Source organism: Pseudarthrobacter sp. P1, from assembly GCF_050156935.1.
In the GTDB taxonomy this organism is placed as follows: domain Bacteria; phylum Actinomycetota; class Actinomycetes; order Actinomycetales; family Micrococcaceae; genus Specibacter.
The window spans coordinates 3,931,688-3,954,754 of sequence record NZ_CP189584.1 but is presented as its reverse complement, the minus strand read 5'-3'; the positions used below and the strand labels follow the sequence as shown (position 1 = coordinate 3,954,754).

The window sequence follows — 23,067 nt, the reverse complement described above, 5'->3', positions numbered from 1 at the left end:
GTGGCCAGCTGGCTGCCGCACAGGTTCTTCCGCCCCCGGGGCTGGGCCATGTTGGCCGCCGGGCTGCTGGCGCTGCTGTGTGCGCAGGTGATGGGCCGGCGCGATCTCCTCACGCTGGGCATCTTCTTGCTGCTGCTGCCGCTGCTGGCCGCCGCCGGGCTGCGGCTGCTGCGCCCGGGCTTTAGGATCGCGCGCACCTTTGCCCCCGATCTGGTGGAGGCCGGCACGACGACGACGGTGGGCCTGTCCGTGCAGGGCAGCCGGCACGGCGGCGGCCGGATTGAAATGCGCGAGAAGCTGCCGGCCCGCTTCGGCCCGGCACCCACCTTTCTGTATCCCAGCCGCGGCAGTGGAGACGGCCCCAGCCGCTACGCGTACCATCTGGTCTCGGCCCAGCGCGGCCAGTTCCGCATCGGCCCCGCGAGCGCCGAGTTTTCGGACCCCTTCAACCTGACCATCCTGCGCCAGGACGTCGATGCCGGGTCGCTGCTGACAGTGGCCCCGGCCGCCGTCGCCCTGGGCACCAGCTCGCTGACCGGCGGCCTGGGACTGGACGGCATGACGGCCACCCGCCAGCGGGCCAACCCGAGCGACGACGACGTGATGACGCGCGAGTACCGGTACGGGGACCCGTTGCGGCGGGTGCACTGGCCGGCCACCGCCCGGCATGGGCAGCTGATGGTGCGCCAGGAGGAATCCGTGACCACGCCGGAGGCCACCCTGGTCCTTGACCAGCGCACCGGCTCCTTTGCCGGCGGCCTGTCCGGGGTCTTCGGCCTGGCCGGGCACGACGCGGTCCACCCCGAATTGGCCACCAGCGAGGCCTTTGAATGGGCGGTGGTGGCCGCCATGTCCATCTGCACGCACCTGATCGAGCGGAACTATTCGGTGCGGGTGCTCGATGCCTACGCCCAGCCGGGCTTCCTGCACTCCCGCTCGGCACCGTCCCGGCACGAGGAGGTCTTTGAAGGATCCGCCGGGCTGGCGGCCATCGCCGCGTCCCTGGCGGCGCTCGAGCTGGTCCACCCGCCGGTGGCCGGCTCCGGCCGGCAGCTGCCCGTGGCCGGCGAGCCCTTGGCCCAGAAGCTCTCCCACACCCGCCGGCGCGGGCCGGTGGTGGCCCTGCTGGGCCAGCTCGGCCCGGCCGAGGCAACAGCACTGGCCCCGGTGGCCGAGCACGGCGAGGGCGCGGTGGCGATCCTGGTGTGCGAGCACCCGGCGCGGGCCGGGGAATCGGTGGCGGTGCTGCGGCGCGCCGGCTGGCATGCCCTGGCGGTCTCGCCCCAGGCAGAGCTGGCCGAGGTGTGGGCCATGGCCCAGGAGGCTTCTTCCGGGGTCGGTGGCCATGCTGCTGGGCGTGCCGATGGCCGTGCCGGTGGGCGTGCTGATGGCCTCCGGCCGTGGGTGCTCCCGTGAGCGCCCGCGGGCGCGTCCGCGCCGGAGCGGCCCGCACCCGGGTCGGCGCCGGACCGTGGGCGCTGTCCGGCGGCATCCTCGCCGCCATCATGGGCGCCGCACTGTCCATCAACGGGGTGTTGTTGGGCTGGGGCTGGTTCCCGCAGTCCTTCCTGACCGTGGCCGCCGTCCTCGGGACCACGGCCCTGGCCAGGAGCCTGCGGCTGCCGCCCGTGCTGGTCCCCGTGGCCGGTGCGGCCGTGCTGGCCATGTCCTTGGTGTTCCAGTTCTTCCGCGACACCGCCCACCTTGGTGTGCTGCCCAGCCGGCGGACGTTTGAGGTGCTGGCGCCGCTGCTCCGCGACACCTCGGATCTGGTCCTGGGCGGTTCGGTTCCCCTGCCGGCGGAGCCCGGGCTGCTCCTGCTCTGCTGCACCGGGCTGGGGCTGCTGGCCCTGCTGATGGATCTGCTGGCCGTGTCGCTGGCTTTCCCCGCCATCAGCGGCGTGGCACTGCTGGGCGTGGTCTTTGTGCCGGCCCTGTTCAAGCCGGACAGCATTGGCCTGCCCGCGTTCGCCGCCGCCGGCGCCGGCTACCTGCTGGTGCTGGGGCTGGCCCAGTGGTACGCCCCGCACGGGACGTTCCGGCCGGCCGGCGCCAGCGCCCCCGCCAGCCAGGTGCGCCGCGCGCTGGGGCTCGGTGGCGCCGCCGTGGCCGCTCTGCTGGTGGTGCCGGCCCTCATTCCGGGTTTCACCGCCGGCACGTTCCCGCAGGGGGCCAGGCTGACGGCGTTTGGCCAAGTCAGCGGGGTGAACCCGATGGTGACGTTGGGGAACGACCTGCGCAGCCCCTCCGGGGGCGGCCAGCTCTTCTACGCCACCGATGCCTTCACTCCGCTCTACCTGCGCTCCAGCACACTGGAGGACTTCAGCGGGGCGTCGTGGGGCCCTGCGCTGCGCAACGACAACCGCAGGCTGGGCCCCGGCAGCATCTTCGACCCGTACGCCAGCGCCCCCGGCGTGCCCACCATCACCACCACCACGCAGATCAGCTCCCCCGATTTTTCCAGCCCCTGGCTGCCACTGCCGTACGCCCCGCAGCGCGTCAACGGGCTCTCCGGCCGCTGGACCTGGGATCCGGAAACCCTGACGGTTTTGGCCCTGGACACCACCTCGCTCGGGCAGGACTACACCACCGTCTCGGTCATGCCCCAGCTGAGCCGGGAGGCCCTCTCCGCCGTCGACATCCCGCCGCGCTCCAGCCTGGACCCGCTGTTCCGGGCCATTCCGCCGGGTACGCCCGACCTCATCAAAGAGACGTCCCTGGCCGTCACCGGCACGGCCCCCACCCTGTACGACAAGGCCATGGCCATCCAGGACTATCTGCGTGGACCGGCCTTCACCTACAGCGAGCAGACCCCGCTGCGCGAGGGCTATGACGGCAGCGGCATTGACGTCGTGGCCAGGTTCCTCCAGGTGAAGAGCGGCTACTGCATCCATTTCTCCGCGGCGATGGCGATCATGGCCCGCGAGGCCGGCATCCCCGCCCGGATCGCCGTGGGCTACGCGCCGGGGCGCCCCACGGGCAAGCAGGTCACCGTCAACGGCGCGGAATTGAACCAATACATGGTGGACGGCCACGACGCCCATGCCTGGCCGGAGCTCTACTTCGAGGGCCTGGGCTGGGTGCCCTTCGAGCCCACGCCCTCGCGCGGGGCGGTGCCCACCTATGCCCGCGACCAGACCGCCCCCGGGTCCCCCGCACAGAACAATGACGATTCCCTGAACCCCGGGATTGCGCTACCGGGAGCAACTTCCACTCCGGCGGCCAGCCCCCAGGCCGGCCCCGGCGCCGGCACGGCGGAGGACGGCGGGGCCTTCTGGCTGGCCACCGGGGCAGCGGGCGGCTCGCTGGCCGCCCTGGCGCTGTGCGCGGCACCGTGGCTGCTGCGCACAGCGCGGCGGCGCCGCCGGCTGGCCATCCTGCGCCGGGCCGGCGGCGGGTCCGCGCCGCCGGGAGTGGCGGCGTGGCAGGAATTGGCGGACACCGCCGTCGACTACGGCTTCCGCCTGGACCCGGCCGACACGCCACGCACCCTGGCCGCCCGGCTGCTGGCCAGCGAGGTGCTGGCCAGCGAGGTGCTGGCCCCCGCGGCGGGCACCCACGGCGGCGGGCCGCGGGCCGCGGAATCCCCCGCCACCACAGCGGCGGCCGTGGCCACGCTGCTCGATGCCTGCGAGCGGGCGCAGTACGGCCCGCCGGGCGGTCCGGCACCGGGCGCGGCGCTCGAACCGGCGCTGGCCGCCGTCCGTGCCGCCTGCGCCCGCCGGGCGAGCGCTCCGGTGCGCTGGCGCGCCGTGCTGGCGCCGCCGTCGTTGTTCAACCGGTCCCGCGCCCTGCCCGCGCCGCCCGCTTCCCCGCCCCTTTCCCCGCCGGCTGCCCCGCCCGCGGGGGCCCGGGAGCGCCGTATCCTGCGTTAAACCAAAACCGCGCCCTGCGAAGGGGCGCGGTTAAGGTGTGGCTGCGTGCATCCTGTGGCGGGAGGCCTCGTGCTACATATTGTGCGGCGACGGCATGCCGATGTACTGGGTGTACTGGTACTCGGAAATGCCCTCCAGGCTGCCTTCGCGGCCCAGGCCGGACTGCTTCACGCCGCCAAACGGAGCGGCGGCGTTGGAGATGACGCCCGCGTTCAGGCCCATCATGCCCACCTCGATCCGCTCGGCCATGCGCAGGCCGCGGTTGAGGTCCTTGGTGAACACGTAGGAAGCCAGTCCGTACTCGGTGTCGTTGGCCAGGGCGACTGCCTCGTCCTCGCTCTTGAACGTCACGATCGGGGCCACCGGGCCGAAGATCTCCTCGGAAAGGATCCGGGCACCGGGCTCCACGCCCTTCAGGACGGTGGGCTGGTAGAAGTAACCGGGACCGTCCACCGGTGCGCCGCCCGTGACGGCTGTGGCGCCGTCGGCCAGGGCGTCGGCAACCAGGGAGTGGACCTTGGCGCGGCTCTTGGCATCGATCAGCGGACCGACCTTGGTGCTGGGCTCGGTGCCGCGGCCGGTGGTCATGGCGGCCATCTTCGCGGCGAACTTCTCGGCAAACTCGTCGGCCACGGACTCGTGGACGATGAAGCGGTTGGCGGCGGTGCAAGCCTCGCCCATGTTGCGCAGCTTGGCGGCCATGGCGCCCTCGACGGCGGCGTCCATGTCGGCGTCCTCGAAGACCAGGAACGGGGCGTTGCCGCCGAGCTCCATGGAAGTGCGCAGCACGTTGGTGGAGGCATCGGCCAGCAGGCGGCGGCCCACAGTGGTGGAGCCGGTGAAGGAGAGCTTGCGCAGGCGCGTGTCCTGGATCAGCGGCCCCGTCACCTCGCCGGCAGTGGAGGTGGCGATGACGTTCAGCACGCCGGCGGGCAGGCCGGCATCCAGCATGACCTGGGCGAACAGCTGGCTGGTCAGCGGCGTCAGGTTGGCGGGCTTGAGCACCATGGTGCAGCCGGCGGCCACCGCGGGGGCGATCTTGCGCGTGGCCATGGCCAGCGGGAAGTTCCAGGGGGTGATCAGCAGGCACGGGCCCACCGGCTTCTTCTGCACCAGCAGGCGGGTGGTGCCCTCCGGGGAGGAGGAGTAGCGGCCGAAGGAGCGCACGGCCTCCTCGGAGAACCAGCGCAGGAACTCGGCGCCGTAGGTGACCTCGCCGCGGGCCTCGGCCAGCGGCTTGCCCATTTCCAGGGTCATCAGCAGGGCGAAGTCGTCGGCACGGGCAATGACCATGTCGAACGCGCGGCGCAGGATCTCCGCACGCTCGCGCGGGGCCGTGGCAGCCCAGGAATCCTGCGCGGCAACGGCGGCGTCCAGGGCGGCCTTGCCGTCCTCGGGGCCGGCGTCGGCGATGGACAGGAGCACCTCGCCCGTGGCCGGGTCCTCGACGTCGAAGGTCTTGCCGGATGCGGCGGCACGCCATTCACCGTTGATAAGCAGCCCCGTCGGAATGCTGGCCAGCAGGGTGCGCTCGCGCTCCTGCAGTTCGGTGGCGGTGGTGACAGTCATGATGACTCCTTCGTCGCGGCATGGGCGTCCTGCAAATGCGGGCGGGCCCTGTGGGTTGTTCTGCCCTTCACGGTAGTTCTGGGCGAGGCAGGGTGTCTACGCATGCGCGCACTACTGGACGGGCCTTTCACTGTGCAGATGCACAGCGCGCCGCTGGCGCCGTCAGCGGCTTTACCGCGCGGCCAGGACTGCGCTGTAGAGCTCGCGCTTGCTGACGCGCACTTCCTGTGCAACGAGGGCGACGGCCTCCTTGAGCCGGACCCCCTGGCCCACCAGCTCGTTGACAGCGGCGACGTGGTCCTCGGGCTTGGACGGTGCAGCGGCGGGGGCACCGGCCACGACGACGGCGATTTCGCCGCGGATCTCGGTGGCTTCGGCCCATTCGAGGAGCTCACGCAGCGGTCCGCGCAGCACTTCCTCATAGGTCTTGGTGAGTTCGCGGGCCACGGCCGCGCGGCGGTCCGGGCCGAAGGCATGGTCGAGGGCGCGCAGCATGACTTCAAGGCGGTGCGGCGCCTCGAAGAACACCATGGTGCGGCGCTCGGCGGCCAGTTCGGCCAGCCGGCCGGACCGCTCCCCCGATTTCCGGGGCAGGAACCCCTCAAAGCAAAAGCGGTCCGTCGGCAGGCCGGAGAGTGCCAGCGCCGTCAGCACCGCGGACGGGCCGGGGGCGGCTGTGACGCGCACCCCTGCGGCCACGGCGGCCTCCACCAGGCGGTAGCCGGGGTCGGAGACGGCGGGCATGCCGGCGTCGGTGACCATCAGCAGCGTCTTGCCGGATTGGACCTGCTCCAGCAGGTCGGCGGTGCGGGCGGCTTCGTTGTGTTCGTGGTAACTGACCACCCGGCCGGTGACCGTGACGCCCAGGGCTGTCACCAGACGGTGCAGGCGCCGGGTGTCCTCGGCCGCCACAATGTCCGCCGCGCCAAGCCACTCAATGAGCCGGGCCGAGGCATCGCCCATGTTGCCGATCGGCGTCGCCGCGAGCACGATGCAGCCGCCCGTCCCGGACATCGCCTTGACCGAGCCAGCCACAAACGGCTCGTCCACAGCGTCCGTCGAAAGGCCCTCGCCATTCGTGTCGGCGTCTGCGGCCACTGCATCTTCGCTCTGGGCGTCTTGCCAGTCCTCGTTGTCCATATCCCAAGCGTAGTGGCGCCACCGGCCCGCGCGGGCACGGCGGGCACAGCCACACTGGGTAGCATTGGCAAGGTGAGCCCGAATGTGACCGACTCCTCAGCCCCGGCCCTCGCGCCGCCGCTGGGCACCCCGCCCGCTGCACGCTGGCTCAAAGACCCGGCTGAGGCCTTCACCGCCCCGGCCCTGAAGCTCCGGCTGCAGGGAGCCAGGTCCTCATGGCGGGACACCCCGGTGTCGTTGCGGCTCTGGTTCTGGCTGGCACCGCTGCTCACGGCCGCCATCGGCGGCGTGCTGCGCTTCGTCCGGCTCGGGGAACCGGGCTCCCTCGTGTTCGACGAGACCTATTACATCAAGGACGCCTACTCCTATCTGCAGAGCGGGTACGAGCGCAATTGGGCGGAGAAGGCGAACGAGAAGTTTGTCACAGGCGATTTCAGCGCCCTCGAGAACTCCGCCGAATATGTGGTCCACCCACCCGTGGGCAAGTGGATGATCGCCTTTGGCATGTGGCTCTTTGGCCCGTCCAGCACTTTCGGCTGGCGCTTCACGGCCGCGCTGGTGGGCACACTCTCCATCCTGATGATCGCGCTGATCGCCCAAAAGATGTTCCGCTCCACGATTCTTGGCGCAGTGGCCGGTCTGCTGTTCGCCGTCGACGGCCATGCCATTGTGCAGTCGCGCACCTCCCTGCTGGACATCTTTGTCATGTTTTGGGCACTGGCCTCCTTTGGGGCCCTGCTGCTGGACCGTGATGATGGACGACGGCGGCTGGCCACCCGGTTGGCTGCCCTGGCCACCCGCGGCGCCAACGGACGGGTGCCCCGGGGTGCACTGCTCTATGGCCCGTGGCTGGGCTTCAGGCCCTGGCGGCTGGTGGCCGGCATCACCCTTGGCCTGTGCATCGGCACCAAATGGTCCGGCCTGTTCTATCTGGCGGCCTTCGGCATCCTGACGGTGCTGTGGGACATGAGTTCCCGGCGCATTGCCGGCATCAAGTTCTGGGTGGCCGGTGCCATCGTCAAGGACGGTGTACTCGCGTTCGTGTCCCTGGTCCCGGTCGCCTCTGCCACGTACCTGGCCAGCTGGACCGGCTGGTTCATGTCCTCCGATGCCTACGACCGCCAATGGGCCGCCACCAATCCCGGCGGGCCATGGTCCTGGGTGCCGGATTCGTTGCGCTCGCTCTGGCACTACCACTCCACTGCGTACTCGTTCCACACCGGGTTGGGGTCCGACCACCCCTACAAGGCCAACGCCTGGTCCTGGTTTGTCATGGGCCGCCCCACCTCCTTCTACACCGACTACCCGAAGAACGGCGAGCGCGGCTGCACCGTGGACAGCTGCGCCGCGGTGGTCTCTTCGGTGGGCAACCCCATCATCTGGTGGTCCGCCGCCGCGGCCATCTTGTTCCTTGTGGTCTTCTGGATTGCCAGGCGCGACTGGCGTGCCGGGGCCATTCTGGCCGGTTTTGCCGCCGGGTACCTGCCATGGCTGCTCTACCCGAACCGGACCATCTTCTTCTTCTACGCCATTGCCTATGAGCCGTTCCTGATTCTGGCCCTGGTCATGGTGCTTGGACTCGTGCTGGGCAAAACCACCGACCCTCCGTGGCGCCGCCAACAGGGCGCCCTCTGGGTAGGCATCTTTCTGGTGCTGGTCCTGGCGGTGAGCGCGTACTTCTACCCCATCTGGACGGCGGAATTGATCCCGTACGAGGACTGGAAGAACCACATGTGGATGCCCAGCTGGATCTAGGCAGACGGTGCGGTCTGCGGGCCACTGACGTGGCCTGACTGGGCGAAGCGCCGCCGAATCCCTGACTCCCGGTGGTGTCCCCGGCCTCGCTGACGCCGTTTCCCGTCCAGGACGCCGTAGTGGTCATGTCCTGGACGGGAAACGGGGTCATGGATGCAATTGTGCGTCATGGATGGATGCTCCGTGCCTTGCGGCGGTGGGCCCCCGCTCGACCACCGAACCCGGCGGACGGTGCCAGGTTGGCCGAAGCCAAGCACTACACGGCGGCTGCAGCCCGGCGGCCGGCGCGGGCCGACCGACTGGAGGCGTTGCGGCGGCCCTTGGTGGGCCAGGTCAGCGCCATGGTCAGCGTGGAAGCCACCAGCATCACAACGCCAATCACGAGCCCGGCGTCCTCCCAGAACTGGCCCGGGAAGAGGCGGATCAGTGTGTCATCGAGGTAGAAGGTCCACGTGCCTTCCTTGAAGAAGATCTGGTGGAAGTCGGAGAAGAACGTCTCCCAACCCATGAAGGCCAACACCCCGAGTGCGATGACCAGGACCAATGTCGCCACCGAGCCGGCAAAGAGCCCGCGGCGCACACCGCCCGTGCTGCGGCGCAGCAGGTAGATGATGGCGATGACCATGCCGATGGCCAGAACGGCCCCGACGATGAAGGCCATCGAGATGACCGACTTTACGTCGGCCATGTGGGTGACTTCGCCGGTTGCAAAGAGCGGCTTTCCAGCGGCGTTGACCAGACCGCCAAGGTAGCGCGGACCGGCAAAGTTCACCAGGTAGTCGACGGCGTACGAACCGTACGTCATGCGGTCCTCGGTGCTGAAGCCAAAGGAATCGGCCGGGAATCCGGGCCGGTGGTACTCCGCCCAGAGGAACAGGGGCGTATTGACCAGCCGGATGGCCGCGACCAGCAGGACCACGGGATAGAACACGGCCAGCAGAACCTGCATGACGCGCGGGAGCACCGGCTTGGATGCCGCGGCGAGGTCGCGTTCGGCCGATCGGGCATCCACTTCCTCCTGGGGCGGGCGGATCTGCAGCATGCTGGTGGGCAACGGCTCGTTGAACACCCCCGCGTCGTCGGTCCCGGAGGCCCCGGCGGTGCTGGGTGCGGCGGCGCTGTGCGTGGAAGGGCTGCCGAAATCGTCCAGCTCGGGGTCAAGTGCCAGCTGGGCGGGAAGCGTCCGCGCCGGGCGCATCGGCGGCTCGCGGCCGTCGTCGTCGGCCAGGTCCGTCCGGGTGGGTTCAGGGCCCGCGGCGTCCGCCGGGGCAAGATCCTGGGCAGGGCCCGCGGCGTCCGCCGGGGCAAGATCCTGGGCAGGGCCCGCGGCGTCCGCCGGGGCAAGATCCTGGGCAGGGCCCGCGGCGTCCGCCGGGACAAGATCCGGGGCGGCGCCCGCGGCATCCGCCGGGACAAGATCCGGGGCGGCGCCCGCGGCATCCGCCGGGGCGGGCCCAGCGGATGCGCCGTCCGCACCAGTGGCATCCGACGGCTGCCCGGCAGCGGGCGTCATCCAATCGAACGCGGGCTCGTCGCCGTGCTCCGCTGCGGCCAGCGCCGCGGCAAGATCGGTGGTGGGCAGATCCGCACGGCGCGGGGCAGCCTTCTTGTTGGTCTCGGGGCCTGGCGTCTGGTTCTCACTCACTTGCGTAGCGTACCCGGCGGCGCCGGCACGCGGGGCGTGCCACCCCGGCCCGTAACCAAGTTGTCATGGACTAGCTCGCAACGGCGACGGCACCGGCGTCGTCGGCATCCAGATCCCCGCGTTCCCCTGCCCGATAGGCCCGCCCGCCCAGCACCAGCGTGTAGGTCCAATAGGCGGCCAACACCAGCGCACCGATGGAGACCTTGGCCCAGACCGGCAGTCCGCTCGGCGTCACGAACCCCTCCACCAGCCCGGAGGCCAGCAGGACAAACACCAGGCCCACGGCCACCGTCACCAGCGCACGGCCTTCCATGGCCAAGGCGTCCAGCCGGCTGTGCGGGCCTGGCCGGACCCAGGCGTAGAAGATCCTCAGCCCGGCCGCGGCGGCAATGAAGACCGCCGTGAGTTCCATCAGCCCGTGCGGGAGGATGTAGCTGAAGAAGACGTCACCGCGGTCGTAGGCAAACATCACCCCGCCGGTGATCCCCACGCCTTGGGCATTGGAGAAGATGATGTAGGGGACAAAAACCCCTGTGATGCCCAGCGCCACGCACATGGCGGCGATCCAGGCATTGTGGGTCCACACCTGGCTGGCAAAAGACGCCGCCGGATTGTTGGAGTAGTAGTCCACGAAGTCGTGCTCCACCAGCTGCTTGAGGCGCAGATCGCCACCCAGGGCCGCCAGCACCTCCGGATTGCCGCCGGCCCAGACGCCAAAGAGCAGCGCCAGCACGGTGAACGCCGCCCCGACGGACAGGGTCAGCCAGCGCAGCCGGTAGAAGGCGGCGGGCAGCGAGATGGCAAAGAAGCGGGCCAGATCGGCAAAGGCATTGGACTTGGCGCCGGTGAAGCGGGTCCGGGCGCGGGCCAGCGTCCCCGACAGCGAGGCCGAGAGCGCCCCCTCCTGGGCGACGGAGAGGACCAGGGACAGGTGCCCGGAGGTGCTCTGGTACAGCCGCAGGAGCTCGTCCGCCTCGGCGCCGGAAAGGCTCCGCTGGGCGGCCAGCGCATCCAGGCGCTTCCACTGCGGTGCGTGTACGTCGGAGAAGGCGTCCAGATCCACGTGCCCAGCTTAACCCCTGGGCAGCGGGGCCCCGGCCAGGCCAAGCCAGACAGGCCAGGCGGGCCGGACCGCCAGCCCGCCAGGGTGCTGGCTACACTTTAGCCATGAGCGCCATCATCACCGGGGAAGCCGTCACGCTGGTGCTGCGCCCTGCCTCCTTTGCCGCCCGCGCCGTCGGCGCGCTGATCGACATGGTGGCCACCTTGCTGGTGGGGCTGCTCCTGGTCCTGGGCCTGGGCGCGGTGCCTGACCTGTTCGATGCCGCCGCCGGGCAGGTCCTGGTGCTGGTGGTGCTGGTGCTGCTGTTCGTGGGCGTGCCGGTGGCCGTGGAGACGGTGAGCCGGGGCAAGTCGCTGGGAAAGTTCGCCATGGGCCTGCGGATTGTGCGCGACGACGGCGGAGCCATCCGCTTCCGGCATGCACTGATCCGCGGCCTGCTGGGCGTGTTTGAGATCTATATGATGCTCGGCTCGGTCGCCTTCCTGGCCAGCATCTTCAACGACCGCTCCAAGCGGTTGGGCGACATGCTGGCCGGCACGTATGCGGTGCGCGAGCGGGTGCCGGCACCGGAACCGCTGGTGGTTCAGACGCCGGAGCATCTGCAGCGCTGGGCCGTCCTGGCGGACATGGGGCGGATGCCCGATGGACTGTCACGGCGCATCGCCCAATTGCTGCGCCAAGGCAGCCAGATGACGCCGCCCTCGCGCGATGCCCTGGCCGCGGCGCTGGCCACGGAGGCCGCGGCGTTCGTCTCGCCCCCGCCGCCGTCGGGCACCCTTGCGGCAGCCTTCCTGGCGGCCATCACCTCCGAGCGCCGCGACCGCGACCGGCGCAGCCTCACGGCGGCGCAGGAACGTGCGGACAATCTGGGCCGGCGGCTCTACCGGATGCCGTTCTCCGGCGAGTAGGCCGCACCCCGCCGGCGGGCGGTGCCCGGGTGCAGCACCGGTCAGCGCGAGGCGTACTCCGCGAACGGGATGTTCCAGTCGCCAAAGCCGTCGGTGGGGGCAATGGTGTAGTTGGGGCTGTTGATGACCCGGACCAGGTCACCCATGCCCATGTTCCCGAAGACCCACGACGCGCCGGCGGCGTCCATGCCGATGCAGCCGTGCGAGAGGTTCAGCTGCCCGATGTACGGGACGGCGGAATCGGTGGCCTGGTGGATGAACTCGCCGCTGGGCGTCAGCCGCGTGGCGTATTCCACGTCCACTTCGCCGTAGTTGGCCGGATCGCCCGGCTGCAGGCCGATGGTGGAGGCCACGAAGTGGGCGTAGCGCTGCTTGTCGTTCAGGACCACCAGGTAGCCGGAGGCGGACGGGAAGCGCTCGTCGCCCATGGTGACCAGGAAGTGCTGGGCCAGGACGTCGTTGATGTAGACGTCGGCCACGTAGTTGGCGGCGTCGGCCACCATTTCCACCTTGTCCCCGATGGGGATGGTGGCGGTCTTGTTGAAGTTGCCGATCTGGCCGTTGCCGAAGTCAACTCCGAAGAGCTTCATGTCCACGGTGATGGTGCTGTTGGCGGTCCAGAAGGTCTCGGCGCGGAAGCGGACCATCGTGTCCGAGTACCAGCGGAAGGCACCCACCTGGCCGGTGGAGGTGGTGATGGAGATGGCCTTCTCCACCGCCTCCTTGTTCACCACCGGCTCCGAGAAGGTGATCTGGATGGGCTGTCCGACGCCGACTTTGTGGGCGCCGGAGGGGTACAGGGCGGCGTCGGCCTCGTGGCTGGCCGGCACGGTGGCAAAGGTGCTGGTCTTGTGCTCGATGGTCCCGGCGCCGTCCTTGACGGCGTAGGACAGGGCGTAGGAGGCGTTGAAGCCAATGCTGCCGGTGGCGCTCCAGCTGCCGCCGTCGGCGCTGAGGGAGCCATCGACGGCGGAGCCGGAGGTCTTGTCCGTCAGGACGACGTTGGAGAGGGTGCCGTTGGTGGCCGTAACGGACACCGGGGCGGAGGGGTTCACTCCGGTGGCGCCGTCGGCGGGCAGCACCGCCACGGAAACGGGCAGCGCCGGCTTGGGGGTGGCGCTGGGCGTGGCGGTGGTGGACGAAGGCGCGGGGGAAACCGCCGTCGATGCCGAACCGTTCCAGTTGCCCGCTGTCGCGGCACCCACTCCGCCCGCTGCGATCAGTGCGCACACGATCGAAACCAGCCAGATCTTCAAGCCCTTGCGGCTGCGTTTGACCACTTCTGAACCCTGCACTGCTTGTGACTCCTGCACTGCTCTCCCCACGGTGTTGCCATCCCTTGGCACCTGCTCGCGGCCATGTTGGCCGCCACTTCATTTTACGCCATGGCACCGGTCGCCCCGACTGCCGGACGCCAACGCTAGCGGCGCAGATATTCCAGCTGGGCGGCCATGGAGGCAAGTGCCGCCGGGCGCAGGGCCGCCGGCACATCGGCATAGACGACGTCGGCCGCGGCCTGGGCCGAAGCGTCCGGGCCCAGCGTGGCCAGGGCCGCCCGGACCTCGTCCAGCCTCTCGAGCCGGTGGGTGCGGTACGCCTGCGCCGCCAGTGCGACGTCGGCCAGCACGGGACCGTGCGCGGGAAGTCCCGCGGCGCCGGTGAACCCGGCCAGCACGGACAACGAGTGGAGGTAGTCGGCCACGTTCCCGTCCGGGTGGGCGATGATGGAGCTGCCGCGGCCCAGCACAGTGTCCCCGGTCAGCACCGCACCGGCCGGGCCGTCGCCGGGCAGCCAAAAGCACAGCGAATCCCCAGTGTGTCCGGGCGTGGCGAGGACCTGGATCCGAAGGCCTGCGGCCTCGATCCACTCCCCCGCCGCCAGCGGCTCCCCGCCGAGGCAGAAGGCAGGGTCCGCGGCGCGCACCGGAGCGCCTGTGAGGGCATGGAGGCGGGCGCTGCCGGCGGTGTGGTCCAGGTGGTGGTGGGTGAGAAGCACCAGTTCCACCGTGCCCGACGCCGCCAGGGCCACCAGGTGGTCCTCCTCCAGCGGACCCGGGTCGACCAGCACCACGGAGGCTGAGCCGGGCGCGGCCAGGGCATAGCTGTTGGTCCCGTCCAGCGTCATCGGGCCCGGGTTGGAGGCCAGCAGGCAGCGGGCCAAGGCGCTCGCCGTGCTCCAGCGCCCCGCCCCGGTGGTGCCGGCCGACCCGGCCGGACTCGTTGCGTCCATCCCCGCTACATCCATCCCAGCCGGGTCCGTTCCCTAGTAGCGGTAGTGGTCCGGCTTGTACGGGCCGGCCACGTCCAGGTCAAGATACTCGGCCTGCTCCTTGGACAGCTCCGTGAGCTCGATGCCCAGGGCATCCAGGTGCAGCCGTGCCACCTTCTCGTCCAGGATCTTCGGCAGCACGTAGACCTGCTTCTGGTACTCCCCCGAGCCGTGCTTGGTGAAGATTTCGAGCTGCGCGATGGTCTGGTTGGCGAAGGAATTGCTCATCACGAAGGACGGATGGCCGGTGGCGTTGCCCAGGTTCAGCAGGCGGCCCTCGGAGAGCACGATGATGGAGCGCTCGGCATCGGTGCCGGCGTCAAAGACCCACTCGTGCACCTGCGGCTTGATCTCGACCTTCACAACGCCCGGCACGGCGGCCAGGCCGGCCATGTCCATCTCGTTGTCGAAGTGGCCGATGTTGCCCACGATGGCCTTGTTCTTCATGCCCAGCATGTGCTCGGCCATGATGATGCCCTTGCCGCCGGTGGTGGTGATGAAGATGTCCCCGCTGGCCAGCACCGATTCCAGCTTGGCCACCTGGTAGCCGTCCATCGCGGCCTGCAGGGCGCAGATGGGGTCGATTTCGGTCACGATCACCCGCGAGCCCTGGCCGCGCAGCGCCTCGGCCGCGCCCTTGCCGACGTCGCCGTAGCCGCAGACGACGGCGACCTTGCCGCCCATCAGGACGTCAGTGGCGCGGTTGATGCCGTCCGGCAGCGAGTGCCGGATGCCGTACTTGTTGTCGAACTTGCTCTTGGTGACGGAATCGTTGACGTTGATCGCCGGGAAGAGCAGCGTGCCGGCTTCAGCCAGCTGGTACAGGCGGTGCACGCCGGTGGTGGTCTCCTCGGTGACGCCCAGGATCTGCCCGCCGATGCGCGTCCACTTCTGCGGGTCTTCGGCGAGGGAGGCGCGCAGCACGTCAAGGAAGATGCGTCCCTCCTCGGATTCGTCCGCGGCCGTGGCCGGCACGGCGCCGGCGGCCTCGAACTCCACGCCCTTGTGCACCAACATAGTGGCGTCGCCGCCGTCGTCGAGGATCATGTTCGGGCCCAAAGCGGGGTTCTCCGCGGCACCGGGCCAGGTGAGGATCTGCTGCGCCGTCCACCAGTATTCCTCAAGCGTCTCGCCCTTCCAGGCGAAGACGGGGACGCCCTGCGGGTCCGCCGGGGTGCCCTTGCCGACGACGACGGCTGCCGCCGCCTCGTCCTGGGTGGAGAAGATGTTGCAGGAGGCCCAGCGGACCTCGGCCCCCAGCGCCGTCAGCGTCTCGATCAGCACCGCCGTCTGCACGGTCATGTGCAGCGACCCGGCGATCCGGGCGCCCTTCAGCGGCTGGCTGGGGCCGAATTCTGCCCGCAGGCTCATCAGTCCCGGCATTTCATGCTCGGCCAGGCGGATCTGGTGGCGCCCGGCGGCGGCCAGGGAAATATCGGCAATCTTAAAGTCAAACGGGGCGTTTGTGGTCATCGCACGATCCTTCGGTAGGGCTGGAAGCTAGGGGGTAGCGTCCCCAACGGGCGCGCCACCGTGCTGGCCGGGGCGCAGCAGCAACGGAATGCCGTCGGCCACCGCGTAGCGCAGCGGTTCCCCGCCGGGGCCGTTCGCGGTGCTGACAAGGACATCGCCGTCCTGCACAAGCGTGGACCCTGTCACGGGGCAGCGCAAAACGGCCAGAAGGTCCTCGGTGATGTTCGGCATGGGGCTCCTTGGAAGAACTGTGGAAGTAAGCGGGTCAGTCGCGCAGGATGCGCAGGTGGCTGCGCCGGGTGGGCAGGGCGCCCGGCTGTGCCGGGATTCCGGCCGGTGGTTCCAGCGTGGCCTTGGTTTCACGCTGGAGCAGGGGCGAATCCGGGGCGTTGTTAGCTGCCTCCCGGACGGCGTCGGCCAGCGCCAGGAGATCGTCGGGCCCGGGGGCCGGCGGCGTGGAGGGCATGGCCAGCCGCAGGACCTCCCACCCCAGCGGGACGGTCAGCCGGCCGGCATGGGTGGCGCACAAATCGTAACAATGCGGTTCGGCATAGGTGGCCAGCGGACCGAGCACAGCAGTGGAGTCCGCGTAGACATAGGTCAACGTCGCCACAGCCGGTTCCCGGCAGGCTGATCGCGAACACTGGCGTATATTTCCCACGATTGACAAGATTACCCGCCCCTCCCCGCAAACAGCAGCCAACCCGCCGCCATTGCTGCAGGCACGCCGCGCGGGGCATAGAGTCTTTGGATATGAACACGCAGCCGTCAGAGCCAGGATTCACGGTCTCATTGGACGCCCAGTTCCCCGACGGCGTCCCCCCATCGGGGGTGCCCACCAAGGGGTTCCGCGCCCGGCGGCGCAACCGGCACGGCCGGGGCATGCGCGGCGAGCTCATGCTCCCGGCCCTGCCGGGGTCGCAGACGCGCAGCGAAAAGTTTGACGCCCTGGTGGTGGATTCGGCGGAGCGGCTGTCCGAGCTGTGGCCCGATGGCCTGGCCGATACCGAGTTCCTGGTGGAGGAAATCCCCGACGCCCTCGAGTCCCTGATGGGCACCTCGGAACGGGTCCCGCTGGGCCGCTACGGCGCCGCCGGGCCCGAAGGCCCGGCCAGCGTCACCATTTTCCGCCGTCCGGTGGAGTCCCTCGTGGACACGCCCGGGCAGCTGCGGGATCTGGTCCACGAGGTCATCATCGAACAGGTGGCGGGACTGCTGAACATGTCCCCGGAAGCCGTGGATCCGCTCTACCGCAAGTTCCGCGGCCACTAGGCTGGGCCCACGCCTGCAGGGTTCCCTGGCCGTGGGCCCACTGCCGAGAGGGACCCGCTGCGAGCTTGCGAGCAGTGGGAGCGGCTGGGGACGGAGCGAGGTTAGGGGGCGGGTGGGGACTAGGGCGTGTCTCCCAATGCGGCGCTCCAGATGACGACGGCGTGCAGGACGGCCGCTGAGCGGTAGGTGAGGGCCAGTTTGTCGTAGCGGGTGGCCAGGGACCGCCATTGCTTGAGGGTGTTGAAGCTGCGCTCGACCACATTGCGCCGTTTGTAGGCGTCCCTGTCGTATCTGACGGGGCGTCCCCCGGCGGAGCCCTTGCGTTTCCGGTTGGCCTTCTGGTCGTCCTTTTCCGGGATAACGCACTCGATGCCCCGCCCGCGCAGGTACGCCCGGATTGCTTTGGAGGAATAGGCCTTGTCGGCCATGGCCCGGTCCGGGCGGGTGCGGGCCCGGCCGGGACCGGGCCTTTCTACCTTCAGGGCCTCCATGAGGTTCTCAAACATCGGCGAGTCCCCGCCCTGGCCCGGCCCCAGCAGCAGGACCAGGGGACGCATGTTGCCATCCACCAGGGCGTGGATCTTGGTGGTCAGCCCGCCGCGGGACCGGCCGATGGCATGGTCCTCAGGCTCGTCGAGCAGATTCCTGTAATTCGACAGGTCCCCCTGTGTGGCGGGGCAGGTTCGTGCCGTGCTGGTGGGCACGGTTGACCGTGGAGTCGATCGAGACCTCCCAGTTGATCAGCCCGGCCGTGTCCGCGCGGGTCAGCAACGCCGCCAGGACCTTGTCCCAGGTCCCGTTGGCGGCGTTGCGGCGGTGGTGCTTCCACACGGTCTTCCACGACCCGAAATAGGCAGGGAGATCACGCCATGGGATCCCTGCCCGGTAGCGGTAGATGATGCCCTCGGTCATCAGCCGGTGGTCGTTGAAGGGTCGGCCCGGTTTCCCCGACGAATCGGGCATCAACGGGGCAATGGACTCCCACTGGGCATCGGACAACACGGAATAGCGAGAAGGCACCCATCAATCATGCCAAACCGCAAAACCACTGATTAGGAGACACACCCTAGTAGCCGAGCAGGACCTTGAGCGTCTGGGCCGAGGCGCCCTCGCGGGGAATGCCCAGCACGGAGACCATCGAGCCTGAACTGGAGACAAGCTGTGCGCCATAGACGGAATCGCCGGTGGCCGAGAGCACAAACGCTGCCACGGGGCCCCCTGCCACATCCCGCGGGTCCACGGTGACGGTCTTGCCGCCGTCGACGTCGATGGTCTTCGGCGACAGCGCTGCGCCCCCGGCGGAGACGGGCGTGAGGTTGACCTTGGCCTGGCCCGCTGGCGCCGCGAACGTCAGCTTGGAGTCCAGGCCGCGCGGCAGGACCAGCAGCTGGCCATCACCCAGCCTCGCCGCCGCGGCGGTGAAGGCCACATCGACGGGCTCGCCCTCCTTGCTGGCCGCGGACACCTTGGCCGAAGCGGTGAAGGAGGCGTCCGCGCTGATGTCCAGCGTGTAGTCCCCCGCCGGCAGGCCGGAGAGGTCAAGGGCTGTGGCGGCACCGGCCCGGGCCGTGAACACACCGCCGTTGGGCAGCGCCTGCTGGCCCGTGGCACCAAGGACCTTGACCTGCACAACCGCATCCTTGGCCCCGGGCACAGTGACCTGCAGCGACGGCGCGGCGTCGGCGTAACCGCTCTGGCCGCTGATCCGGCCGGCAAGCCCCGGATCCCCCAGCCGCACGCCCGGCACCACTTGGCGCAGCGCCGGTGCGTTCGCCGGCGCCAGGAATTCGACCCCGCCGGGGGTGAGCCCGCGCAGCACCGATTGCTGGACAAAGGCCGCCACCGGACCGCCGGTGCTCTTCAGGTGCAGGGACAGTTGCTCCTCGCCGGCGGCCAGGCCGGCCAGCACCACGGCACGGGTGCTGCCCGGGGCCACCAGCAGGCCCTTGGCTCCGGCGGCCTGGAGGGGGCCGCTGGTGGTGAAGAGGTCAAGGCTGACGGTGGCCGGCGTCTGGGAGGCGTTGGAAATGTTCAGCACCGCGGTGCGGCCCACAGTGGTGCTGGCGCCGGCGATCCAGAGATCGTTGCCGGGGGTTTGGCAGGCTGCGGCGGCCAGGCCGCGCAGATCGCCGTCATCGTTCTTGGCGGCGAACACGGCGGCCGCCGGGGCACGGCGGTTCTGGGCGGGATCGGCCAGCAGCACACTGGGCGCCACGGCGGACAGCGGACCGGCCACCTTCGCCGTCCAGCCGCCCTCGGGCTGGGCCGTGGCGGTTGACGTGGACGTGGTGCCCGCGGAGAGAGTGGCCAGCGGGGCACCCCCGGCCAGCGGGGCCACGACGCCGGCGCCAAAGGAGCCGCCGGCGCTGCCCAGCAGCAGGGCGGAGACGGTGGAACTGGCCGTCGACGAATCCGGGCTGAACTGCGGGTCGGTCCCCGCGTCGGAGCCGGTCAGCAGCTGGGTGGGACCCGGGCAGACGGCCACGTTCTGGCCCACGGGCAGCACGGTGGGGGGCAGCTCGGCAGTGCCCGCGGCGGAGACCGCCGGCACCAGCACCGAGCCGGCCACGACGGCACCGGCAAGGATCGCCGTGCCGGCACCGGCGGCCACGCTGAGCCACACCCGTTTCCGGCGCGGCGGGCGCCGGCCGCTGGTGGATGCGGCGCCGGGGCCGGTGCCGCTGTCATCGCGCGCTGTGTCAGCCACGGTCGCCTGCCTTCTGCAAAGTGTTGATGTCCGCCGGTGCGGGTTCCTGATCCGGCGCGGGCGCCGGTGCGGGCGCCGGTGCGGGCGCCGGTGCGGGCGCCAGCGCGGGCTGCGCGGCGGCAGGCACCCGGCGGGCCGGCGGGCGGCGGCGCCGGGTCCGGGTCCGGGTGGGAATGGCCAGCAGGACCGTCAGCCCCAGCACCACGGCGGCGGCCGCATCGAAGGCCCAGCCCCAGGGCTGGTCGTAGCGGATCTCCAGGGTTCCCCCGGCCTCCGGCAGCGCGAAGGACTGTGCCCAACCCGTGCCGTTCGGTTCGATCTTCCGGCCGTCCAGCCGGGCGGACCAGCCCGCATCGGCACGCTCGGCCAACAGCACCGAGCGCCCGGCGGGGCCGGCCGGCACGACGGACGTGGAACCCAGGCCATCGGACGGCAGGAATGCTGTGACGGCACCCCGGGCATCCACCAGGCGGATGCGGGAGATGGTCTCGGTGCCGACGGCGGCCAGCGGCGTAACACGCCACAGCCAGCCGGCGTCGGTCGGCCCCACGGTCGCCAGGCCGGGCACGGCCTCGATCTGGCCGGCCAGCAGCTCCGCGGCCGTATCGCCGCGCTGCAGCACCACGAAGCCAACGCCCAGCTCGGTCAGGCCGGGGCGGGGATCCACACCGGAGCCGGCCATGATGGCGGCAACGGCGTCGCGGACCACGGCCGTGGCCGGGTCGACGGGCCGCAGGGTCTCCTTGCCCGGCGCGCCCTGGATGCCGGCGGCGGAGGCAATGGTGGAGAGGGAGTCGAGGGTGGTTCCGGCGCCGCGCATCAGGGCCGCGTTCACGGAGGAATCGGCGTTCAGGCTCAGCACCAACGTCCGGCTGGCCTCTGGCCCATTGCCGCGGTCGGCGGCGGTGGCCGGCAGCGTGCTGGGCAGGCTGGGCGCAATGAGCATCGGAGCGCCAAAGGCACCCGGTGCAACGGCACCCGAGGAATGGGCCTGCACGCTCCACATGGCCAGGCTGGCCAGCGGTGAGAGCAGCAGCAGCGCACCGAGCAGGGCCGCGGCGGCACGGGTGGGCCGGCGGCGCCCCGTGGTCCCCCCGGCGGAGGCGGCACGGGCCATCAGGGCGTCGATTCCCAGCACGGCGGCGCAGACCAGGGCCAGGAACACCACGGAGACGAACGGTCCGCTGAACGGGGTCAGCAGGGCGTCGGCGGCCAGGGCGGTGGCGGCGAAGGAGCTGAAGTACCCGCCAACGAGCCCCAGCACGGCCATCAGCCACAGGCCTCGGACCAGGGCCGGGCTGCGCGTGGGCAGCACCAGGGCCAGCACGGCCAGCAGCAGCACGGGGCCGCCAATGAGCACCAGCGCGGCCAGCGACCACCAGATGCCGGACGGGCCAAAGCCATCCAGCGCGGCGATGCCGGATCCGGCACCGAGTTCCAGCGGATAGCCCAGCAGCTGCTGCCACAGCGGCGCCGTGGCGCCGGCCAAGGGCACGCCGGGATCGCCCAGCAGCGCGCGGGGGTTATCGAGTGCGGAAAACACCATCGGGGCCGCCAGCGCCAGGCTGGGCAGCAGGGACCACCAGAGCGTTTTGCTGCGCCGGCCCAGCAGCACAGTGGCCAGCAGCACGCCGACGGCGGCGACAACCAACAGGCTCGGCGCGGAGGCCGTCACGATGGCCAGGCCCAGTCCCGCCGCGGCCGCAGCGGTCCAGGACGGAACGCCCTGGGTGCCGGGCTTGGCGGGCGAACCGGGGACCGGGGCCGCGGCACCCGCGGCGCGGATGAGCCCCAGCACCACCCACGGGAGCACCACGTGGGCCAACAGGGCACCGAGCCGGCCCTGGTTGAGGGAGACGAGGAGCACGGGGGCACCGGCCCACAGCAGGGCGGCGGCCGCGCGCGGTGCGCCGCGCCGGGTCAGGGCACCGGCGGCAAGCCAGGCGCCCAATCCGGCCAGCGGCAGCGCCAGCACCAGCAGCCAGGCCACCGCGATCGAACCATTGCCCAGGCCGGCGCCGGCCAGCAGCCACAGCACCAGGCCAAAGGGGTCACCATGCCCGGGCAGGCCGGCGCCGAGGGAGACCCACCAGCCGGTGGCGTGCGAAAGGATGACACCCATGTCCGCGGAGAGCGGAAGCAGGGCGCCGCCGGCCACGGCGGAGGCAGTCGTGAACCGGCCCAGGGCCGCCAGCGCCACCACGAGCAGGGCAATCACGACGGCGGCCCCGCCGGCGGCGGCGGAAATGCGGGAGCGGGTGGCCAGGGCCGCGAAGTCGTCGTGGGCATCGCCACTGGGCTCGGCCGGCAGGGTTGCATCGTGCGGGGCGCCGTCGTGCGGGGCGCCGTCGTGCGGGGCCAGGGACCCGGCACCGCCGTCCGGCCCGGCGCCGGCCGCGTGGGCCTCGGCAACCGAGCGGCGGTGCGACCAGATGTCCCGGCGCCGGGTCTGCAGCCCCCTGATGACCGAGCGCGGGTGGACCCGGGTGCGGGCCGCCTGGGCCCGTCCGCGGGCCACGGCACCGGGGCGCAACAGAGCGGCGCAGCTGGCCACCAGCATGGACAAACCGTGGCCGGGCTCCTTGAGCAACAGCGAGGCCACGAAGCGGAACAGCCCGCCGAGGAAGGCTCCCGCGGCCTGGAACGGCTGCTGCCACCAGGGTGAATGCTTCAGGCGCAGGTGCACGGCGGCCTTGTGGGCGGCCGCGGCGGTGCCCAGGGCATGGGGCCGGTGGGCCACATGGAACATCCGTGCCGCGGGCACCACCACCACGCGGTGGCCGGCCAGCCGGTTGCGCCAGCAGAAATCAAGATCGTCGCCGGCACCGGGCAGGGCGGGGTCAAAGCCGCCCAGCTGGTCCCAGACGTCACGGCGCACCAGCATGCCGGCGGAATTGACGGCAAACATGTCGCTGCGGGTGTCGTACTGGCCCTGGTCCTGCTCGTCCAGGTCGATCAATGCCACACGGTCGGCCCAGCGGCTCGCGGACAGGCCAACATCCACCAGACGGCGCGGCTCGTCCCAGTCCAGCTGCTTGCAGCCGGCCACTGTCACCGACGGGGCGCGCTCGACCGCGCTGAGCAGCTCGGCCAGGGCATCCGGGGCGGGGGCGGCGTCGTCATGCAGCAGCCACAGCCATTCGCCGTCGCCCGCGGATGCGCCGGAGTGCGCCACGGCGGCGGCCACTGCCGCGCCGAAACCACCGCGCAAACCCGGCAGGCTGGGCACCCGGCCCTTGCCCAGTGCCCTCTCCAGCAGTTCCAGCGATCCATCGCTGGAGCCGGTGTCCACCGCCACCACCTTGTCCGCGGGGCGGGTTTGTGCGGACAGGGCCGCAAGGACTCGGGGAAGATAGCTGCTGCCGTTGTGCGCAATGACAATGGCAGTAAC

General features: G+C 70.8%; 17 protein-coding genes. 5 read left to right on the top strand and 12 right to left on the bottom strand.

From position 1 onward, the window contains the following. Complete coding sequence (locus ACQCSX_RS18570; RefSeq protein ID WP_427016705.1) at positions 1 to 1,416, top strand: DUF58 domain-containing protein; 1,416 nt, start codon at positions 1 to 3, stop codon at positions 1,414 to 1,416. Next, positions 1,413 to 3,875 (top strand): transglutaminaseTgpA domain-containing protein, encoded by a 2,463-nt coding sequence (locus tag ACQCSX_RS18565; protein ID WP_427016704.1) that lies wholly within the window; start codon positions 1,413 to 1,415, stop codon positions 3,873 to 3,875. The genes ACQCSX_RS18570 and ACQCSX_RS18565 overlap by 4 nt, the downstream gene beginning before the upstream one ends. A gap of 72 nt (positions 3,876 to 3,947) precedes the next feature. Here the strand turns inward: ACQCSX_RS18565 and ACQCSX_RS18560 are convergent, their stop codons facing one another. Together ACQCSX_RS18560 and rsmI are read right to left on the bottom strand one after the other, a co-directional pair. Continuing rightward, on the bottom strand, positions 3,948 to 5,444 hold the full coding sequence (locus ACQCSX_RS18560; protein WP_427016703.1) for an NAD-dependent succinate-semialdehyde dehydrogenase: 1,497 nt from the start codon (positions 5,442 to 5,444) through the stop codon (positions 3,948 to 3,950). Between the two features lie 171 nt (positions 5,445 to 5,615). Next, positions 5,616 to 6,458 carry a 16S rRNA (cytidine(1402)-2'-O)-methyltransferase gene (rsmI, locus tag ACQCSX_RS18555; RefSeq protein ID WP_427019097.1) on the bottom strand — a complete coding sequence of 281 codons (843 nt, stop codon included), beginning with the start codon at positions 6,456 to 6,458 and terminating at the stop codon, positions 5,616 to 5,618. Positions 6,459 to 6,656: 198 nt separating this feature from the next. On the opposite strand from rsmI, the gene ACQCSX_RS18550 reads away from it, so the two are divergent. After that, positions 6,657 to 8,339, top strand: coding sequence for a dolichyl-phosphate-mannose--protein mannosyltransferase (locus tag ACQCSX_RS18550; protein WP_427016702.1), 1,683 nt, complete (start codon positions 6,657 to 6,659; stop codon positions 8,337 to 8,339). A gap of 256 nt (positions 8,340 to 8,595) precedes the next feature. Here ACQCSX_RS18550 and ACQCSX_RS18545 read toward each other — a convergent pair whose 3' ends face one another. Next, positions 8,596 to 9,984 carry a TIGR01906 family membrane protein gene (locus tag ACQCSX_RS18545; protein WP_427016701.1) on the bottom strand — a complete coding sequence of 463 codons (1,389 nt, stop codon included), beginning with the start codon at positions 9,982 to 9,984 and terminating at the stop codon, positions 8,596 to 8,598. 70 nt (positions 9,985 to 10,054) lie between these two features. Beyond that, positions 10,055 to 11,047 (bottom strand): stage II sporulation protein M, encoded by a 993-nt coding sequence (locus ACQCSX_RS18540; protein WP_427016700.1) that lies wholly within the window; start codon positions 11,045 to 11,047, stop codon positions 10,055 to 10,057. Positions 11,048 to 11,151: 104 nt separating this feature from the next. Between ACQCSX_RS18540 and ACQCSX_RS18535 the strand changes: the two genes are divergently transcribed. Then, positions 11,152 to 11,955 (top strand): RDD family protein, encoded by an 804-nt coding sequence (locus ACQCSX_RS18535; protein WP_427016699.1) that lies wholly within the window; start codon positions 11,152 to 11,154, stop codon positions 11,953 to 11,955. A gap of 41 nt (positions 11,956 to 11,996) precedes the next feature. Here ACQCSX_RS18535 and ACQCSX_RS18530 read toward each other — a convergent pair whose 3' ends face one another. The 5 genes from ACQCSX_RS18530 to ACQCSX_RS18510 form a co-directional block, all read right to left on the bottom strand. Continuing rightward, positions 11,997 to 13,250 carry an Ig-like domain-containing protein gene (locus tag ACQCSX_RS18530; RefSeq protein ID WP_427016698.1) on the bottom strand — a complete coding sequence of 418 codons (1,254 nt, stop codon included), beginning with the start codon at positions 13,248 to 13,250 and terminating at the stop codon, positions 11,997 to 11,999. Positions 13,251 to 13,375: 125 nt separating this feature from the next. Beyond that, positions 13,376 to 14,185 (bottom strand): MBL fold metallo-hydrolase, encoded by an 810-nt coding sequence (locus ACQCSX_RS18525; RefSeq protein WP_427016697.1) that lies wholly within the window; start codon positions 14,183 to 14,185, stop codon positions 13,376 to 13,378. A 33-nt stretch (positions 14,186 to 14,218) separates the two neighbouring features. Next, on the bottom strand, positions 14,219 to 15,697 hold the full coding sequence (gene ahcY / locus ACQCSX_RS18520) for an adenosylhomocysteinase (RefSeq protein WP_427016696.1): 1,479 nt from the start codon (positions 15,695 to 15,697) through the stop codon (positions 14,219 to 14,221). A gap of 27 nt (positions 15,698 to 15,724) precedes the next feature. After that, on the bottom strand, positions 15,725 to 15,928 hold the full coding sequence (locus ACQCSX_RS18515) for a hypothetical protein (RefSeq protein WP_427016695.1): 204 nt from the start codon (positions 15,926 to 15,928) through the stop codon (positions 15,725 to 15,727). 34 nt (positions 15,929 to 15,962) lie between these two features. Next, positions 15,963 to 16,358 carry a DUF3499 domain-containing protein gene (locus ACQCSX_RS18510; RefSeq protein ID WP_427016694.1) on the bottom strand — a complete coding sequence of 132 codons (396 nt, stop codon included), beginning with the start codon at positions 16,356 to 16,358 and terminating at the stop codon, positions 15,963 to 15,965. Between the two features lie 92 nt (positions 16,359 to 16,450). Here ACQCSX_RS18510 and ACQCSX_RS18505 point away from each other — a divergent pair, with 92 nt between their 5' ends. Beyond that, positions 16,451 to 16,969 carry a metallopeptidase family protein gene (locus ACQCSX_RS18505; protein ID WP_427016693.1) on the top strand — a complete coding sequence of 173 codons (519 nt, stop codon included), beginning with the start codon at positions 16,451 to 16,453 and terminating at the stop codon, positions 16,967 to 16,969. Positions 16,970 to 17,088: 119 nt separating this feature from the next. Here the strand turns inward: ACQCSX_RS18505 and ACQCSX_RS18500 are convergent. The 3 genes from ACQCSX_RS18500 to ACQCSX_RS18490 all read right to left on the bottom strand — a co-directional run bounded on the left by ACQCSX_RS18500 (position 17,089) and on the right by ACQCSX_RS18490 (position 23,058). Then, positions 17,089 to 17,932, bottom strand: a protein-coding gene (locus tag ACQCSX_RS18500) for an IS5 family transposase (protein WP_427018933.1) whose coding sequence is annotated in 2 segments (ribosomal slippage) — positions 17,089 to 17,625 and positions 17,627 to 17,932 — 843 coding nt in all. Because the reading frame shifts where the segments join, the coding sequence is not laid out codon by codon here. A 103-nt stretch (positions 17,933 to 18,035) separates the two neighbouring features. Further along, positions 18,036 to 19,676 (bottom strand): DUF5719 family protein, encoded by a 1,641-nt coding sequence (locus ACQCSX_RS18495; RefSeq protein ID WP_427016692.1) that lies wholly within the window; start codon positions 19,674 to 19,676, stop codon positions 18,036 to 18,038. After that, complete coding sequence (locus ACQCSX_RS18490) at positions 19,669 to 23,058, bottom strand: glycosyltransferase (protein ID WP_427019096.1); 3,390 nt, start codon at positions 23,056 to 23,058, stop codon at positions 19,669 to 19,671. The genes ACQCSX_RS18495 and ACQCSX_RS18490 overlap by 8 nt, the downstream gene beginning before the upstream one ends. Positions 23,059 to 23,067 lie beyond the last annotated feature (9 nt).

What these genes read in the sequence shown, in the direction of transcription:
- ACQCSX_RS18515 (WP_427016695.1), bottom strand. Translation starts at nt 15,928, where the DNA reads ATGCCGAACATCACCGAGGACCTTCTGGCCGTTTTGCGCTGCCCCGTG.
- ahcY (WP_427016696.1), bottom strand. Translation starts at nt 15,697, where the DNA reads ATGACCACAAACGCCCCGTTTGACTTTAAGATTGCCGATATTTCCCTG.
- ACQCSX_RS18505 (WP_427016693.1), top strand. Translation starts at nt 16,451, where the DNA reads ATGAACACGCAGCCGTCAGAGCCAGGATTCACGGTCTCATTGGACGCC.
- ACQCSX_RS18560 (WP_427016703.1), bottom strand. Translation starts at nt 5,444, where the DNA reads ATGACTGTCACCACCGCCACCGAACTGCAGGAGCGCGAGCGCACCCTG.
- ACQCSX_RS18525 (WP_427016697.1), bottom strand. Translation starts at nt 14,185, where the DNA reads ATGGACGCAACGAGTCCGGCCGGGTCGGCCGGCACCACCGGGGCGGGG.
- rsmI (WP_427019097.1), bottom strand. Translation starts at nt 6,458, where the DNA reads ATGTCCGGGACGGGCGGCTGCATCGTGCTCGCGGCGACGCCGATCGGC.
- ACQCSX_RS18535 (WP_427016699.1), top strand. Translation starts at nt 11,152, where the DNA reads ATGAGCGCCATCATCACCGGGGAAGCCGTCACGCTGGTGCTGCGCCCT.